Genomic DNA, 14,419 nt, shown 5'->3' on the forward strand with positions numbered 1-14,419 from the left:
CGGGCCCGCGGCATGTTTGCCTACGACAACCGGTTGACGATGGTTGCGTACACGTCGGGCAGCGCGGCGGCCGCGGGGACGATGCGTGCGGCCAGCGCCTTTCGATTGCGGGCCCAGAGCAACGATGCGGTCAGGAACCGGCACTCCCAGGAGACGCGTCGCCAGGCCGCTTCGTAGTCCTGCGGGCGGTCGGCGCGGAGGCAGTCGACCAGCTCGGCGGAGGTGCGGAGGGCTACCGCGATGCCTTCGCCGGTGAGCGCGTCGACGTACCCGGCGGCGTCACCCACCAGCAGCACCCGCCCGGCGGTGCGCGACCGCACGCGCTGTCTCAGCGGGCCGGCGCCCATGACTGCGCTGGCAGGCCGAGCGCCGGCCAGCCGTCGTTTCAGCGCGGGGAAGGCGTCGAGGTGCGAGTCGAAGCTCCCCCGAGCAGAGGTGAGCACAGCAACACCCACCAGGTCGTCGGCAACAGGCGTCACGTAGGCCTCGCCAAGGCGGGACCAGTACACCTCGACGAGGTCGGTCCATGGCGCGACCTGGAAGTGCTGCCGGAGCCCGCGCCGTACCTCATCACCGCCCGGGGCAGACAGGTCGAGCTGGCGGCGGATGGGTGAGTGGAGGCCGTCGGCGGCGGCCAGGTAGCGGGCGGTCAGACCGGCGGCCGTTACCGACGTTTGGTTTTGGGTGATGGCGCCTACGCGCGCTTGGAGGACTGGGATGTCGAGGGATTTCAGGCGGGCGGACAGGGCCGCTTGGAGCGTGGTACGGCGTACTCCGAGGCCGGGGCCGGCGGTGAAGCGGGCGTCGACCTGGTGTACCCCGTCGAGGTAGCGGATGCCGTGGAACGGGTGGCCGTCGAGTTCCACGCCCAGGCGGGTCAGGTAGTCGACCGCACTGTGCGCGACCCCCTCGCCGCACGCCTTGTCGATCGGAGACGAGCGCGGCTCGACAACGACCACCGAGAGGCCGGCGAGGGCAGCCCGGATGGCTGTGGCAGCACCCGCAGGACCCGCGCCGGCGACCAGGAGGTCGAAGTCGCTCACGTCACCAGTGCGGACTTCAGCGCCGCTTCCTCGCTGCGGATGCGGACAGCGAGCAGCGGGATGTTCAGGACCGTGAAGACCAGCGCGGTGACCCACGCGGTGTGGACCAGCGGCAGCGCGATCCCCTCCGCCACGACCGCCACATAGTTGGGGTGCCGGAGCCACCTGTACGGGCCACGAGCAACCAGGTGCAGACCGGGTACGACGATCACCCGCGTGTTCCACTGGTGTCCGAGGACCGAGATGCACCACCACCGCAACCCCTGTGACAGCAGCACCACCGCGAACATCGTCCACCCGAGCGCCGGGATGAAGGGACGGTGCAGCGCCTCCACCATGCACGCCGCGAGCAGCAGCGTGTGCAGCGCGACCATGAACGGGTAGTGCCCCTTCCCGGACTCCACACCGCCCTGCGCAAAACTCCAGCGCGCGTTGCGTAGCGACACCACCAGCTCCGCCACCCGCTCAGCGGCCACCAGCAGCACTAACCCCAGATACCAGCCGTACATTTACCACTCCATCAGCACGAGCTCGGAACAGAATCCCGGTCCCATCGCGAGCATCACGCCAGGACCCTCAGGAGAAGGATCCAGCTTGAGCGTGTCACCGAGCACGTGCAGCACCGACGACGACGACAAGTTGCCGACCGCGTCCAGCGACTTCCACGTCAGATCCAGCGCGCCCGGCCGCAGCCCCAGCGTCTCCGACACCGCCTCCAGCACCTTCGGTCCACCCGGGTGGCTCACCCAGGTGCCGATGTCCGGCACCGTCAGGCCGTACGTCGACAGAAACCCCTCTACGTCGCCACCGAGGTACCTCCGGACCACCTCCGGTACGTCTGCCCCCAGCACGATCCGGAACCCACCGGAGCCCACGTCCCACCCCATGACCCGCTCCGAGTCCGGGTACAGCCGCGAGCGCGTCGCGACCACCGACGGCCCGGTCGCCGCCGGATGCTCCGACCCGGTCAGCACCACCGCAGCCGCGCCGTCACCGAACAAGGCGCCACCGACCAGGTTGGGCAATGAGGCGTCGTCTCGCTGCAACGTCAAAGAGCAAAGCTCCACCGACAGCAGTACGGCGACGTGTGACGGCCAAGCCTTCAGGTAGTCGTGCAGCCGAGCGACCCCGGCCGCTCCGCCGACGCAGCCGAGCCCGAAGAGCGGCAGCCGCTTGACATCCTCCCGCAGCCCGAGCCGCATCGCTACCCGAGCATCGATCGACGGCGCCGCCACCCCGGTCACCGTGGTGAACATCAGTACGTCGACATCGTCCAGCGTCAGCCCGGCATCCTTCACTGCACCCGCGACCGCTTCGGCCCCGAGCTCGACCGCGGCCGCGATCCACGCGTCGTTCGCCGCACCGAAGTCCTTCAGCGCGGCGTACTGCTCCAGCGGCAAGGCCAGATGCCGGTGCGACACCCCCGCGTTCGCGTGCAGCCGCCGTAGCAGGGCCGCGCCGCGTCCGTCGGGCAGACAGATCGACTCGAACGCCTCCGTCAGCTCTGACTGCGGATAGCGGTACGGCGGCAACGCGGGCCGGACCGCTGCGATCCGCGTCATCGTGGCATCGTTACGTCGGTGCGGATCCTGAGGACGCTGAAAGGTCTGGCGCTGGCATGCCACCCCGGACCAACGGTCGCCGTCACCGCGTTCGTCACGGCTGTCGCGTGGTCGGCCGGGCGTAGTCCCGCCGGGTGTCTCCTCGTCGCAGCAACCATCCTCACCGGCCACCTCTCGATCGGCTGGAGCAATGACGCGATAGATGCCGCCCGCGACACCAGTGTGAACCGGCAGGACAAGCCCGTGGTGCGTGGACTGGTGAGTCGCCGGGTGCTGGCCGTCGGGGCCGGGGTGATGCTGGTGGTCACAATTCCGGTCTCCCTTGCCAACGGTCTGGTGGCCGGGTTGGTTCATCTGCTCTTCGTCGGTTGCGCCTGGGCGTACAACCTCGGCCTGAAGTCGACCGCGGTCTCCTGGCTCCCGTACGCCGTCGCGTTCGGGGCACTCCCCTCGTTCGTCACCCTCGGCACGGCCCACGTCTGGGCCCCGTGGTGGGCGACCGCGGCCGGCGCCCTCCTAGGGGTAGGTGCCCACCTGGCGAACGTCGTACCCGATCTGGCCGACGACCTGGCCACCGGTGTGCGGGGCTGGCCGCAGCGGCTCGGCTCCTACGCCCGTCTGCTCGCGCCACTCCCACTGGCCGCCGCTACCGGGCTCCTGGTGATCGCACCGGCCGGTCCGCTCGGCGTCGTCGGCTGGATAGCTCTGGTTGTCGTCGCTGCACTGCTGGCGGTCATCTTGCTCTGGCGCAACGCACCGTTCCTCGTGACCATCGGCATCGCCGCGGTCAGCATCGTCACCCTCGTACTGCGCGGAGACGCGCTGGTCTAGGCTGCGTCCGGCTTCAGCGGCGCGTTGCTCCCAAGGATCGCGGCGGTGAGTGCCTCGGCCGGCTCCTTCGCCGCACGCGGATTGGTGATCAACACAAGATCGACCGGCGGGAGCTCTGGCAGCCCAGCACTCGGCGGCGGCTCGACGAGGTCGGCCGGCATCAGCGAGCGCGCGAAGATCGCGATCCCCAGCCCGGCCCGGACGGCTGCGAGTACGCCGTTGACGCCGCGGACGATGCAGGTGATCCGGCACGTCCGCCCGGCCTGCTCGAGCGACTGCACGCCGAGCGAGCGGCTCAGCGACGGTGCCTGGTACGCGACCAGCGGGACCGGTCCGTCCGGGGCGATGCGGGTCCCCGCGATCCCGGCCCACACCAGCGGATCACGCCGTACCAGCCGGCCGTTCGGCTCGTAGCCGCCACCACTGTGCTTGACGTACGCGAGGTCGAGGTGACCGGACTCGACCCGGCGGAGCAGATTTGGGCTCTGGGCCACGGTCAGCTCGAGGTCGATCCGCGGGTACAGCTGGCGAAAGTCGCGGAGGATCTTCGGCAGCGGAGTGAGCGCGAGGTCGTCGGTCACGCCGAAGCGCAGCCGGCCGCGGAGCTCGGAACCGGTGAAGTATCCGGCGGCCTCTTCGTGCGCGGCCAGGATCGTGCGCGCGAACCCAGCCATCGCCTCTCCGTCCGCAGTCAGCGTCACCGTGCGGGTGTCGCGGACGAAGAGCGGACGACCGACCGCCGCCTCGAGTTTGCGCACGTGTTGACTCACCGTCGGCTGCCGGATGCCCAGCCGCTCCGCTGCCTGCGTGAAGCTGAGCGACTGCGCGACCGCCAGGAACGTGCGCAACTGGTCCGGGTCGTACATCGATGCACCTCCCATTACGTGACGCTATAAGACTAATAGGAGTAATTCGCTGTCAGAATCCAGCACCGAACCGCAAGGATGGAGATGTCCTCCCCTGTAAGCCCACTCGTGTAGGGATTCCTCTTGACCACCCGGGCCACCGGTTCTGTCCCGTCCACCGACTTCCACCTCCACCGCACCACCAACCCGAACCAGCTCCGGGAGCCGCAGCGCCGCCCCGGTTTCAAGGACACCTTCAGCGCGCTGCAGGTCCGCAACTTCCGCCTCCTGGTCAGCGGTCTGCTGGTCAGTTCGACCGGCGGCTGGATCCAGCGCATCGCGCAGGACTGGCTGGTGCTCACGCTCACCGGCAGTGCCACCGCGGTCGGCATCACCACCGCGCTGCAGTTCCTGCCCACCCTGCTGCTCGGCCTGTACGGCGGGGTGATCGCGGACCGCTTCCCGAAGCGCAAGATCCTGCTGGTCACCCAAGCCACGATGGGCACCTGCGCCGCGGTTCTCGCGGCCACCGCCTTCACCGGCGGCGTCCAGGTCTGGCACGTCTACCTGATGGCGTCGTTCCTCGGCCTCGCAACCGCCGTCGACAACCCGACCCGGCAGTCGTTCGTCACCGAGCTCGTCGACCGCGACCGGCTGCGCAACGCGATCAGCATGGCCTCATCGACGTTCCAGCTCGGCAGCCTGATCGGGCCGGCGCTCGGCGGGGTGCTGCTCGGCACCCTCGGCGCCGGTTGGTCGTTCGCGCTCAACGCGCTCACGTTCTTCGCGTCGATCACCGCGCTGCTGCGGATGCGCGAGAGCGAGATGCCTGGTCTCCACGCCGCCCGCAAGGCGAGTGCGGGGCTGCGGATCCGCGACGGTCTCCGGGCCGGCCTGCAGTACGCGTTCCACGAGCCGGCCGTGCGGTGGGCGATCGCGCTGGTCGGGATCTACGGGATGTTCACGATCAGCCTGCCGGTGACGCTGACGGCCTTCGCCGATCGCGTCTTCCACACCGGCGCTTCGGGGTACGGCGTACTCAACTCCGTCGTCGCGGTCGGGGCACTGGCCGGGGCGCTGCTGTCCGCGCGGCGGGTCCGCCCGAGCCGCCTGCGGAACCTGATCGGGATCGCCTGCTTGCTCACGACAACCGAAGTATTGGCCGCGCTGCAGCCGTCGCTGTGGACGTTCATCCCGGTGCTCGCGTCGCAGGGGATGGCGACGCTGATGTTCCTCACCGCGGCACAGTCGATGGTCCAGCTCACCACCCCGGACGGTCTCCGCGGGCGAGTGTCCGGGATCTACAACCTCGTCTTCATCGGCGGCGGCGCCATCGGCGGGCCCACGGTCGGCTACCTGGCCCAGCACTTCGGCGCTCGATCAGCCCTGCTCCTCTCGGGCTTGATCCCGGCGATCGCCACCGTCGCCATCGGTCTGCGGTTGCGCCGAGACGGCCGCTTCACACTGGTCCTCACCCGCTCCCCCTGGCGCCAGGTGCCCCTCCGCCTCAACCTCCAGCGAACAGAAATCCAGCTGGCCGCCCCCACACCCCCGGTGGTCACGGCCCGCACGTCGCGCCCCTTCCTCCTGGGCCGCAGACAGCACGCGCGCGCAGACTCCCACCTACACCCAGCGCGAACCCGCCGCCGCCCCCTCCACCGCTGACCGCACCGTGCAGGGTCGAGTTGCTCCCTCTTACTCGACCCTGCACGATTGGTGCCCCAGGAGGTAGCGAGCTACCTCCTGGGGGTCAAGAGATTGATCTCAGGGTGCGTCGATCACGCCGACCGGCGGGACCTTCACGGTCCGGTGGTGCAGCGTGCCGCCGATGACGACCTTGCGCAGCACCACGTTGTTCTTCGTGCTCGCCTCGAACAGCCGGTTCTCCGGGTTCGCGGTGACCTGGATGTAGTACGTGCCGTTCGGCAGGTCCGTGATGTCGAAGGACTGGCCGGGCAGCGACTGCACGTAGGTGTCACCGGAGCCGACGTCCAGCACCTCACGCACCGACAGTGAGCCGTGGTTGCCGCAGGCGGTGTGCAGGTCGGTGTTCCACGGGTGCCAGTTCGCGTTCTTCACCGTGTAGTCGATCGCATCTGTGGCGGCCAGGCAGAACGCCTCCTTCTGGCTGCGCACGACCTCGGACTGCTTGGCGTTCAGCAGGCTGTAGCGGGCGAAGTCGGTGAAGTGCCAGTGGTTGTGGCCGTCCCGTCCGTCCCACTCCATCGTGCCGGTGGTGTGGTACCCGATCTCCTTCCCGTTCGCGTCGTAGAAGTACTGGTACGCGTCCATCAGGTCCTTGCCCTGCTGCCGGAACCCGTCCAGCACCAGTGGCGACGGACCTGCGTTCCACACGGTCGCCGAGAACTGCAGGTAGTCCCGGGCCGCCTGCGGCGTGCCCTCCTCACCCGGAATCGCCTGGATCCCCCAGGCCGGCACCGGCACCAAGTCCGGCTTCGGGCCCTTCGGCACGCTCGCCGCCCCGGTCGGCCGGGCCGCGTGCGGCTTGAGTGCCGCCGCCTTCGGGTTCGCCTTGCCCTTGGCCGCGAGGCAGCCCCGGACTCCGTGCGGGCAGTCGTCCATCTTCTTCACGGTCACGTTCAGCGCCAGCGACGTCGCCGCCATCTTGAAGAAGTCGCGGTACGCCTTGTTCACCGTGACCGTGGCCTTGTAGCTCCCCTCCGGCAGTTGCGTCGGCTCGTCGCCGTACCAGAAGGTGTTCGCCGACCAGCCGGTCTGCAGACCCCAGACCGCACCTTTGGTGAACGGGTTCGCCGAGCAGCCCTCCGGGTACGGCGAGGTGGCCGGCGCGTCCGGCCGGGTCCGCGAGCCATCCCCGTTGAGGCAGATCGTCTGATCCTTGTCGACGACCTTCTTGCCGGTCGAGTCGGTGATCGTGACGTGCAGGAACGTCCCGAGCCCGTTGAAGTCCGTGACCAGGCCCTTCGGCAGCTGCCTCCCCTTCTTGCCGTTCACGTACTGGTACGCGACCACCGGGGACGAGTAGCTCGCCCGGTTGGCCCGCACCTCGATCGGTGCGTTCCCGGCCACCAGGTGGGTGCCGAGGTCCAGGGCGACGCCGTACTCCGGGTCGTAGGCCAGCGTCACATCGTTGCTACCAGCAACGAGTTTCAGCGCCGGCCGCGCGGTCGCGGACGAGGCCGCGGACGCGCCGGTGACCGCGAGCGCGACCAGTCCGGCAGCACCGGCCGCGGCAATCGCCGTCCGGCCGGCTCTTCTCGAGGTACTGATGATGGAACCCCCTCATGCATGGGCCGGCGTCCTCACGAGCCGGCTCTCCTTCGGTAGACGCCCCGGGCCAGCGGAAGTTGATCACAGCTCCATGGCGGTCTCGTTACAGCAAGTCACAGACGCTGAATACTTGACGCCGTAAATTAAGCGGCCCTAGGCTCGGCCGCGTCCGCTCACTCCTCCCCCGGAGGAACATCGCATGTCTTTGAGACGCCGTTCCACGATCGTGCTCGCCGCCGTCGCCCTGGTATCGACGGCCGCCGTGATCGCCCCCGCCGACGCAGCCCCTACCGCCGCAGCCCCCACCGCCGCGGTGGCTCAGCCGACTCCGGCGAGGTACCCGCAGATCGCGGCCAAGCCCTACATGGGCTGGAGCAGCTGGAGCCTGCAGTCGACCAACTATCCGGGCGTCAACCCGGACGGTCCGGGCAGCTTCATCAGCGAGCAGAACATCCTCACCCAGGCGCAGGCGCTGGCGACCAAGCTCAAGCCGTACGGCTACGAGTACATCAACGTCGACGCCGGCTGGCAGGACGGCGGCGACGAGTACGGCCGCCCGGTCGCCATGGCGAAGCGCTTCCCGCGCGGAATGAAGGCCGTCGGCGACGACATCCACAAGCTCGGCCTGAAGTTCGGCATCTACACCACCGTCGGCCTGGGCGTGGACGTGTACCGCGACGGCAACACGCCGATCTACGACGCGCCGGGCTGCTTCACCCGCGACATCGTGTACCCCGACCTCCGCAAGACCAACGGCTGGGACGCGGCGTACAAGATCAACTACGCGAGCCCGTGCGCGCAGAAGTACGCCGACTCGATCGCGAAGCTGTTCGCCTCCTGGGGCGTCGACTTCATCAAGATGGACGGCGTCGGCCCCGGCTCCTGGAAGGGCGCGCCGGACGACCCGAACCACAACAACACCGAGGACGTCGAGGCGTGGTGGCGTGCGGTGCAGAACGCCGGCCGCCCGATGCAGTACACGCTGTCCTGGTCGCTGAGCCACCGGTACGCCGACGTCTGGAAGCAGAACTCGAACGGCTGGCGGATCGACACCGACGTCGAGTGCTACTGCGACACGATCGTCAAGTGGGACTCCTCGGTGAAGCAGCGCTGGTGGGACGTCGCGCAGTGGGTCGACGACGCCGGACCCGGCCACTGGAACAACCTGGACGCGCTCGATGTCGGCGTCGGCGCGATGGACGGCCTCAACGAGACCGAGCGCCAGTCGTACATGACGTTCTGGGCGATCAACGCCGCGCCGCTGTTCTCCGGCGACGACCTGACCAAGCTCGACGCGTACGGCCTCAAGTTGCTGACGAACCGCGAGGTCATCGCGATCGACCAGGCCGGCGTCCCGGCGCGCCCGCTGAACCAGGACCAGCTGCAGCAGACCTGGTACGCCAAGAACGCCGACGGCAGCGTCACGGTCGCGCTCTTCAACCTGGCTGACACCCCGGCCACGGTGACCGGGGACTTCGCTCAAGTCGGCATCGACGGCAAGGCCACGGTCCGCGACATCTGGGCCGGCCAGAACACCCGCAACGTGTCCGGGTCGGTCAGCGCCCAGCTGCCTGCCCACGGCTCGAAGCTGTACAAGATCACGCCGAACAACCGTCCGTCGGTGACGATTCCGGCCGGCGTGACCGCGACCGACGTCAGCCGTACGACGGTGTCGCTCAAGTGGCAGCCGAGCACGGGCGCGTCGTCGTACCAGGTGTTCGCCAACGGCAGGCAGGTGGCGACCAGCTCGAGCACGAGCGTGGTGGTCACCGGGCTGCTGCCGCAGACGCAGTACAGCTTCACGGTGCGGGGCGTGGACCACGGCCGGGCCTCCAGCGCGAGTGCGCCGGTGACGATGTACACGTCGAAGTCGGGCGGACCGGTCCGCTACGAGGCCGAGGCGTCGACGAGCACGCTGACCGGCAACGCCGGGATCTCCGGCTGCAACCTGTGCTCGGGCGGTCAGAAGATCGGCAACATCGGGTACGACGCCAGCGTGACGCTGAACGGCATCAGCGTCCCGACCACGGGCACCTACCTGGTGAAGATCGCCTACACCGACGGCGACACCAGCCGGCAGAGCATGCTCACGGTCAACGGCACCGACAACTACTGGGTGAACTACAGCGGCCTCGGCGACAACGACTGGGGTACGCCGCAGGTCACCTACCTGCCGATGAAGCTGACCGCCGGATCGAACTCGATCAAGGTCAGCAACCCGTCCGGCTACATCGCGGACATCGACTGGATCACCGTCTGAGCAGGGACGGATCCACCGAAAACTGCGGGGCCGGCTTCCACCAGGAGCCGGCCCCGCGCCGTGCCGGACGGCGCGAAACGCCGGGCAGAGCACGGTTTGCGCGTGTCGGACCTCGGTCGGAGACTGACCGAAAGGGCCCCTCCGCCCCAGGGCTGTGAGACGCACGAACATCGAGGTGCCCCCAATGACCCAACCTCCGCCCGAACCCACCACCTGTCCGATCCTGCACCTGGATCTCGGTCCGCTGGACCTGAACCTGCTGGGACTGCACGTCCACCTGAACGAAGTGGTGCTCAACATCGAGGCCATCCCCGGGGCGGGCAACCTGCTCGGGAACCTGCTGTGCGCGATCGCCGGTCTGCTCGACGGAGTCGACCTCGGCGGAATCCTGGGTGACCTGCTGCGCAACCTCGTCGATGCGTTGGTGCGGCTGCTCGAAGGCCTCGGAACCGGAGGCGCAGCGGCCCGGCCGGTCACGCCGCCGACGTGACCGGATCGGGCCCGAGCTCGGCCAACGATCCGATCGAGCGGGCAGTCGGCGACCTGGAACACCTGCGAGAGGTGCTGCAGGCCGCCGGCCCACCGGACGAGCTGCGGGAGGCTTTGCAGAGCTACTGGCGGACGAACCGACGCGTGCTCACCGCGCTCGCCGCGGCGGTGGGCGAGCAGTTGCGCGCGCAAGCCCTGCAAGCGCTGTACGAATGGCGGACGAATCTGGACGACACGCTGCCTTCTCATCGCCGCCCGGGGACGTGATGCCAGTACCTGCTTTTCCGGTCCACAGTGACGCACGATGGACCTATGAGCGACTACCCCCATGCCTTGGTTCCCCCCGGTGGCACGGCACCGGTCCCCCGGCGCGTCCGCGCGATGATCGACGACCGTGTCGTCGTGGACACTCAGGACGCCATCTATCTGTGGGAGTTCCCGCCGTATCCGCAGTACTACCTCCCGCTCGCGGCGGTGGCCGACGGGGTCCTGACCGACACCGGTGAGACGAAGACCTTCGACCACGGTGTTGCCCGCGTGCACACCGCCGGAAAGGGCGCCGCCTGGGTGTACGACGACGGCATCGCCAAGGACCGCGTCCGGTTCCAATGGGACGCACTGGACCGTTGGTTCGAGGAAGACGAGGAAGTCTTCGTCCATCCGCGGAACCCGTACTCCCGCGTCGACGCCGTCAAGTCCACCCGGCGCGTCCAGGTCGCGGTAGACGGCGTCGAGCTCGCCGACTCCACCGCGACCGTCATCGTCTTCGAGACCGGCCTCCCACCGCGGTACTACTTCCCGCGGACCGCCGTCCACCTCGAGCACCTGACCCCCACCGACACCGTCACCGCCTGCCCGTACAAAGGCCGCACGAGCGCCTACTGGTCGGTGCCGAAGGTGCCGGACGTCGCCTGGTCGTACGACTTCCCGACCGCGCCGCTCCTCCCGATCGCCAACCACGTCGCGTTCTTCAACGAGAACGTCGACCTCATGATCGACGGCGTACCGCAGGAGCGCCCGATCACCCCGTTCTCGAACCCGGCGAGCCGACCGACCGACGGCAAGGTGTGATCAGATGCCGGCCGTGGTCGCGCCGTCCATCGTGATGATCGAGGCGGTGACGTAGCTGGCGGCCGGCGAGGCGAGGAAGACGGCCGCGTTGGCCACCTCGAGCGGTTCACCGACGCGGCCCATCGGGATGTCGCGGACCATCTCGTCGAGCAGCTCGTCCTTCGGCCGGCCGGTCGCGCGGACGGCCGCTTCCAAGCCCTCGTCGACGCGAGTCGTCCGCGTCGTACCGGGGTTGATCACATTGACCCGCACGCCCCGACCGGCGTACGCCTTGGCGTAGCCGACGGACGCCAGCATCAGCGCCGCGTTGGCCGCGCCGCCACCGATATGCAGCGGGTTGGCCGCGCGACCACCCTGCCCGACGACGTTCACCACCGCACCGCTGCCGCGCTCGGCCATCCCGCGGATGACCGCCTCGGTCGCGTGCATGTAGGTGAAGTACTTCGCCTCCATCGCGGCATGCAGCGCCGCGCTGTCCAGCTCGTCCACCGGAGTCCGCCGCGCCGCGCCCGCACAGTTGATCAGGATGTCCGGTACGCCGATCCGCTCGAACGCGGCCCTGGTCGCGTCCGGGTCGGTCAGGTCCACCGCCTCCGCCGCGAAACTGACCTGCTCCTGCGCCTTCGCCAGGTTCGCCGGATCGCGGGAGATCCCGGTCACCGTCGCACCCTCGCGCACCAGCACCTCGACACAGGCGAGCCCGATCCCCTTGCTCGCACCGGTGACGACCGCGGTCTTCCCGGCCAGTTGCAGATCCACTCACTTCTCCTCACGTAGATGTCCCCGGCAACGAATTGGCAGTGGCCGGGGCTTGAACGGGTCAGTACGATGGGTCACCAGATCGACACTCTGAGTTTCGACGCCAGATGCCCGAGCAAGTTGCCCTGAGCACCAGACGCCGGAGGACCCGTGCCGACCTCGTCCATCACACCTGTCAGCTCTCCTTCCGGAGAAAGAGCCTGGAAGCTCATTCTCCATCACGACCTGCCGGCCTCGCTGGTGGTGTTCCTCATCGCGGTACCACTTTCTCTCGGGATCGCCGCCGCCTCCGGCGCTCCGTTGATCGCCGGCCTCGTCGCGGCCGTTGTCGGCGGCGTGGTCGCCGGCGCGCTCGGCGGCTCGCCGTTGCAGGTCAGCGGTCCGGCCGCGGGTCTGACCGTGGTCGTCGCCGGCCTGGTGAACCAGTTCGGCTGGGCCGCGACGGCCGCCATCACCTGTGCCGCCGGTCTGCTCCAGATCCTGCTCGGCGTCACCAAGATCGGCCGGCTCGCCCTGTCGCTCTCGCCTGCCGTCGTCCACGGCATGCTGGCCGGCATCGGTGTCACGATCGCGGTCCAGCAGCTGCACGTCGTCCTCGGCGGCAAGGCGCAGAGCTCGCTGATCGCCAATGTTGCCGCACTCCCCGCGCAGCTCATCGCACACCACGGCCACTCGGTCGTCGTCGGCGTACTGACCGTGGCGGTCGTGCTCGCCTGGCCCAGGATCCCTGTGGTCAAAGCGATTCCAGCTCCGTTGGTTGCCGTGGTCATCGTGACCGCGCTGGCGGCGGTGTTCATGGTTGACGTCACCCGCGTCGACCTGCCCGACCAGCCGTTGCAGAACCTGATCCTCCCGGCGATGCCCGAGGGTACGCCGGTGGAGATCGCCACCGCCGTACTGACCGTTGCCCTCGTCGCCAGTGTCGAGTCGTTGCTCTCGGCCGTTGCCGTCGACAAGCTTCACCGCGGCAAGCGGAGCAACCTCGACCGCGAGCTGATCGGCCAAGGCGCCGCGAACGCGGTGTCCGGAGCCCTCGGCGGGATGCCGGTGACCGGGGTGATCGTCCGCAGCTCGACCAACGTCGCGGCCGGCGCTCGGACCCGCGCCTCGGCGATCCTGCACGGCCTGTGGATCGCCGCGTTCGTGCTCGCCGCGGGCTCGATGCTCGAACTGATCCCGATGGCCGCGCTGGCCGGCGTACTGCTGGTCACCGGTCTACGACTTGTCCAGCTCGCGCACATCCGGACACTGCGCAAGCATGACGAGCTCCTGGTGTACGTCGTGACCGCGGCCGGCGTCGCCGTGCTCGGATTGGCCGAAGGCGTACTGCTCGGTCTCGTGCTCGCGGTCGTCCGCGTGCTGTACCGACTGGCCCGCGCCACGGTGACGGCGACCGAGTCGGACGGCCTGTGGACCGTTCGGATCCGCGGGACACTCGTGTTCCTCGGCGTCTCGTCGCTCGTCCGGACGCTGCGTTCGATCCCGGCCGGAGCGAAGGTCCGGGTCGTGCTGGAGGTCGACCATCTGGATCACGCGGCGCACGAGGCGCTCGAGGACTGGCGGCGCGGACACATCGCCCGCGGCGGCTCGGTCGAGCTGGGGCCGCCGCAGGGTCGCTCGATGCTCGAGGGTATTCGCGAGTTCGAGGCGTCGGCCGATCAGCTCCGGCCGATGCTGGCGAAGCTCGCGGCCGACGGGCAGCGGCCCGAGCAGCTGTTCATCACCTGCGCGGACTCGCGGATCGTGCCGAACCTGATCACCACCAGCGGTCCCGGCGAGCAGTTCTGCGTCCGGAACATCGGCAATCTGGTGCCGCCGAACGGCTCGAACAGCAACTCGGTCGACGCCGCGATCGAGTACGCCGTCGAGGTGCTCGGCGTCCGGTCGATCGTCGTGTGCGGTCACTCGCACTGCGGCGCCGCCGCGGCCGCGCTCGAGGCCGACGTACTGGACGGCTCCGGCCTGCAGAACTGGCTCCGTCACCTCGAGCCCTCGGTACGCCGGACCCTCGCGATGCCAGACATCATCGACCCGGCGACCGGCACGAAGCTGGTCCCGGCCGACAAGCTGTCCGTCGCGAACGTCGCCGTACAGCTGGAGAACCTGCGGACCTTCCCGTGCGTCCTCAAGGCCGAGGAGGAAGGGAGGCTCGAGCTGATCGGGCTCTGGTTCGACATCGGCGCGGCCGCGGCGAGGCTGGTCCTCGAACGCGAGCCGTACCTCGTTCGTGCCGACGCGAAGATCAGTAGCACCGGGACCGCCAGCACGATGGCAACCAATCCGTCCATCCAGTAGTGGTTGGCCGTG

At 69.0% G+C, this 14,419-nt stretch carries 13 protein-coding genes; 7 read left to right on the forward strand and 6 right to left on the reverse strand.

The features are described from left to right. Window positions 1-20: 20 nt before the first annotated feature. The 3 genes from AB0E69_RS38190 to AB0E69_RS38200 are packed head-to-tail and all read right to left on the reverse strand — an operon-like array spanning window position 21 to window position 2,605. On the reverse strand, window positions 21-1,043 hold the full coding sequence (locus tag AB0E69_RS38190; RefSeq protein WP_360158220.1) for an FAD-dependent monooxygenase: 1,023 nt from the start codon (window positions 1,041-1,043) through the stop codon (window positions 21-23). Further along, window positions 1,040-1,552, reverse strand: coding sequence for an isoprenylcysteine carboxyl methyltransferase family protein (locus AB0E69_RS38195; protein WP_360158223.1), 513 nt, complete (start codon window positions 1,550-1,552; stop codon window positions 1,040-1,042). The genes AB0E69_RS38190 and AB0E69_RS38195 overlap by 4 nt, the downstream gene beginning before the upstream one ends. Further along, window positions 1,553-2,605 carry a type III polyketide synthase gene (locus AB0E69_RS38200; protein WP_360158226.1) on the reverse strand — a complete coding sequence of 351 codons (1,053 nt, stop codon included), beginning with the start codon at window positions 2,603-2,605 and terminating at the stop codon, window positions 1,553-1,555. An 18-nt stretch (window positions 2,606-2,623) separates the two neighbouring features. On the opposite strand from AB0E69_RS38200, the gene AB0E69_RS38205 reads away from it, so the two are divergent. Further along, entirely contained in the window at window positions 2,624-3,436 is an 813-nt protein-coding gene (locus AB0E69_RS38205) for a UbiA family prenyltransferase (protein ID WP_360158229.1), read from the forward strand. Here AB0E69_RS38205 and AB0E69_RS38210 read toward each other — a convergent pair. Further along, window positions 3,433-4,317, reverse strand: a complete 885-nt coding sequence (locus tag AB0E69_RS38210) for a LysR substrate-binding domain-containing protein (protein WP_360158232.1) — start codon at window positions 4,315-4,317, stop codon at window positions 3,433-3,435. The two genes, AB0E69_RS38205 and AB0E69_RS38210, sit on opposite strands and share 4 nt — an antisense overlap. 108 nt (window positions 4,318-4,425) lie before the next feature. On the opposite strand from AB0E69_RS38210, the gene AB0E69_RS38215 reads away from it, so the two are divergent. Next, window positions 4,426-5,946: an MFS transporter gene (locus AB0E69_RS38215; RefSeq protein WP_360158235.1), complete on the forward strand. Its 1,521-nt coding sequence runs from the start codon at window positions 4,426-4,428 to the stop codon at window positions 5,944-5,946. Window positions 5,947-6,045: 99 nt separating this feature from the next. Here AB0E69_RS38215 and AB0E69_RS38220 read toward each other — a convergent pair whose 3' ends face one another. After that, window positions 6,046-7,389 (reverse strand): lysyl oxidase family protein, encoded by a 1,344-nt coding sequence (locus tag AB0E69_RS38220; RefSeq protein ID WP_360158239.1) that lies wholly within the window; start codon window positions 7,387-7,389, stop codon window positions 6,046-6,048. A gap of 343 nt (window positions 7,390-7,732) precedes the next feature. Between AB0E69_RS38220 and AB0E69_RS38225 the strand changes: the two genes are divergently transcribed. The 4 genes from AB0E69_RS38225 (at window position 7,733) to AB0E69_RS38240 (ending at window position 11,353) form a co-directional block, all read left to right on the forward strand. Continuing rightward, complete coding sequence (locus AB0E69_RS38225) at window positions 7,733-9,793, forward strand: CBM35 domain-containing protein (protein WP_360158242.1); 2,061 nt, start codon at window positions 7,733-7,735, stop codon at window positions 9,791-9,793. 184 nt (window positions 9,794-9,977) lie between these two features. Then, window positions 9,978-10,283, forward strand: a complete 306-nt coding sequence (locus tag AB0E69_RS38230; RefSeq protein WP_360158245.1) for a hypothetical protein — start codon at window positions 9,978-9,980, stop codon at window positions 10,281-10,283. Further along, a complete protein-coding gene (locus AB0E69_RS38235) occupies window positions 10,280-10,549 on the forward strand; it encodes a hypothetical protein (protein ID WP_360158248.1) in 270 nt (89 codons plus the stop codon). The genes AB0E69_RS38230 and AB0E69_RS38235 overlap by 4 nt, the downstream gene beginning before the upstream one ends. 45 nt (window positions 10,550-10,594) lie before the next feature. Beyond that, window positions 10,595-11,353 carry a DUF427 domain-containing protein gene (locus AB0E69_RS38240; RefSeq protein ID WP_360158251.1) on the forward strand — a complete coding sequence of 253 codons (759 nt, stop codon included), beginning with the start codon at window positions 10,595-10,597 and terminating at the stop codon, window positions 11,351-11,353. Here the strand turns inward: AB0E69_RS38240 and AB0E69_RS38245 are convergent, their stop codons facing one another. Further along, window positions 11,354-12,112: an SDR family oxidoreductase gene (locus AB0E69_RS38245; RefSeq protein WP_360158254.1), complete on the reverse strand. Its 759-nt coding sequence runs from the start codon at window positions 12,110-12,112 to the stop codon at window positions 11,354-11,356. 150 nt (window positions 12,113-12,262) lie between these two features. Here AB0E69_RS38245 and AB0E69_RS38250 point away from each other — a divergent pair, with 150 nt between their 5' ends. After that, window positions 12,263-14,407: a SulP family inorganic anion transporter gene (locus AB0E69_RS38250; protein ID WP_360158257.1), complete on the forward strand. Its 2,145-nt coding sequence runs from the start codon at window positions 12,263-12,265 to the stop codon at window positions 14,405-14,407. Window positions 14,408-14,419 lie beyond the last annotated feature (12 nt).

Origin of the sequence: Kribbella sp. NPDC026611 (genome assembly GCF_040638345.1) — a bacterium.
In the GTDB taxonomy this organism is placed as follows: Bacteria; Actinomycetota; Actinomycetes; order Propionibacteriales; family Kribbellaceae; genus Kribbella.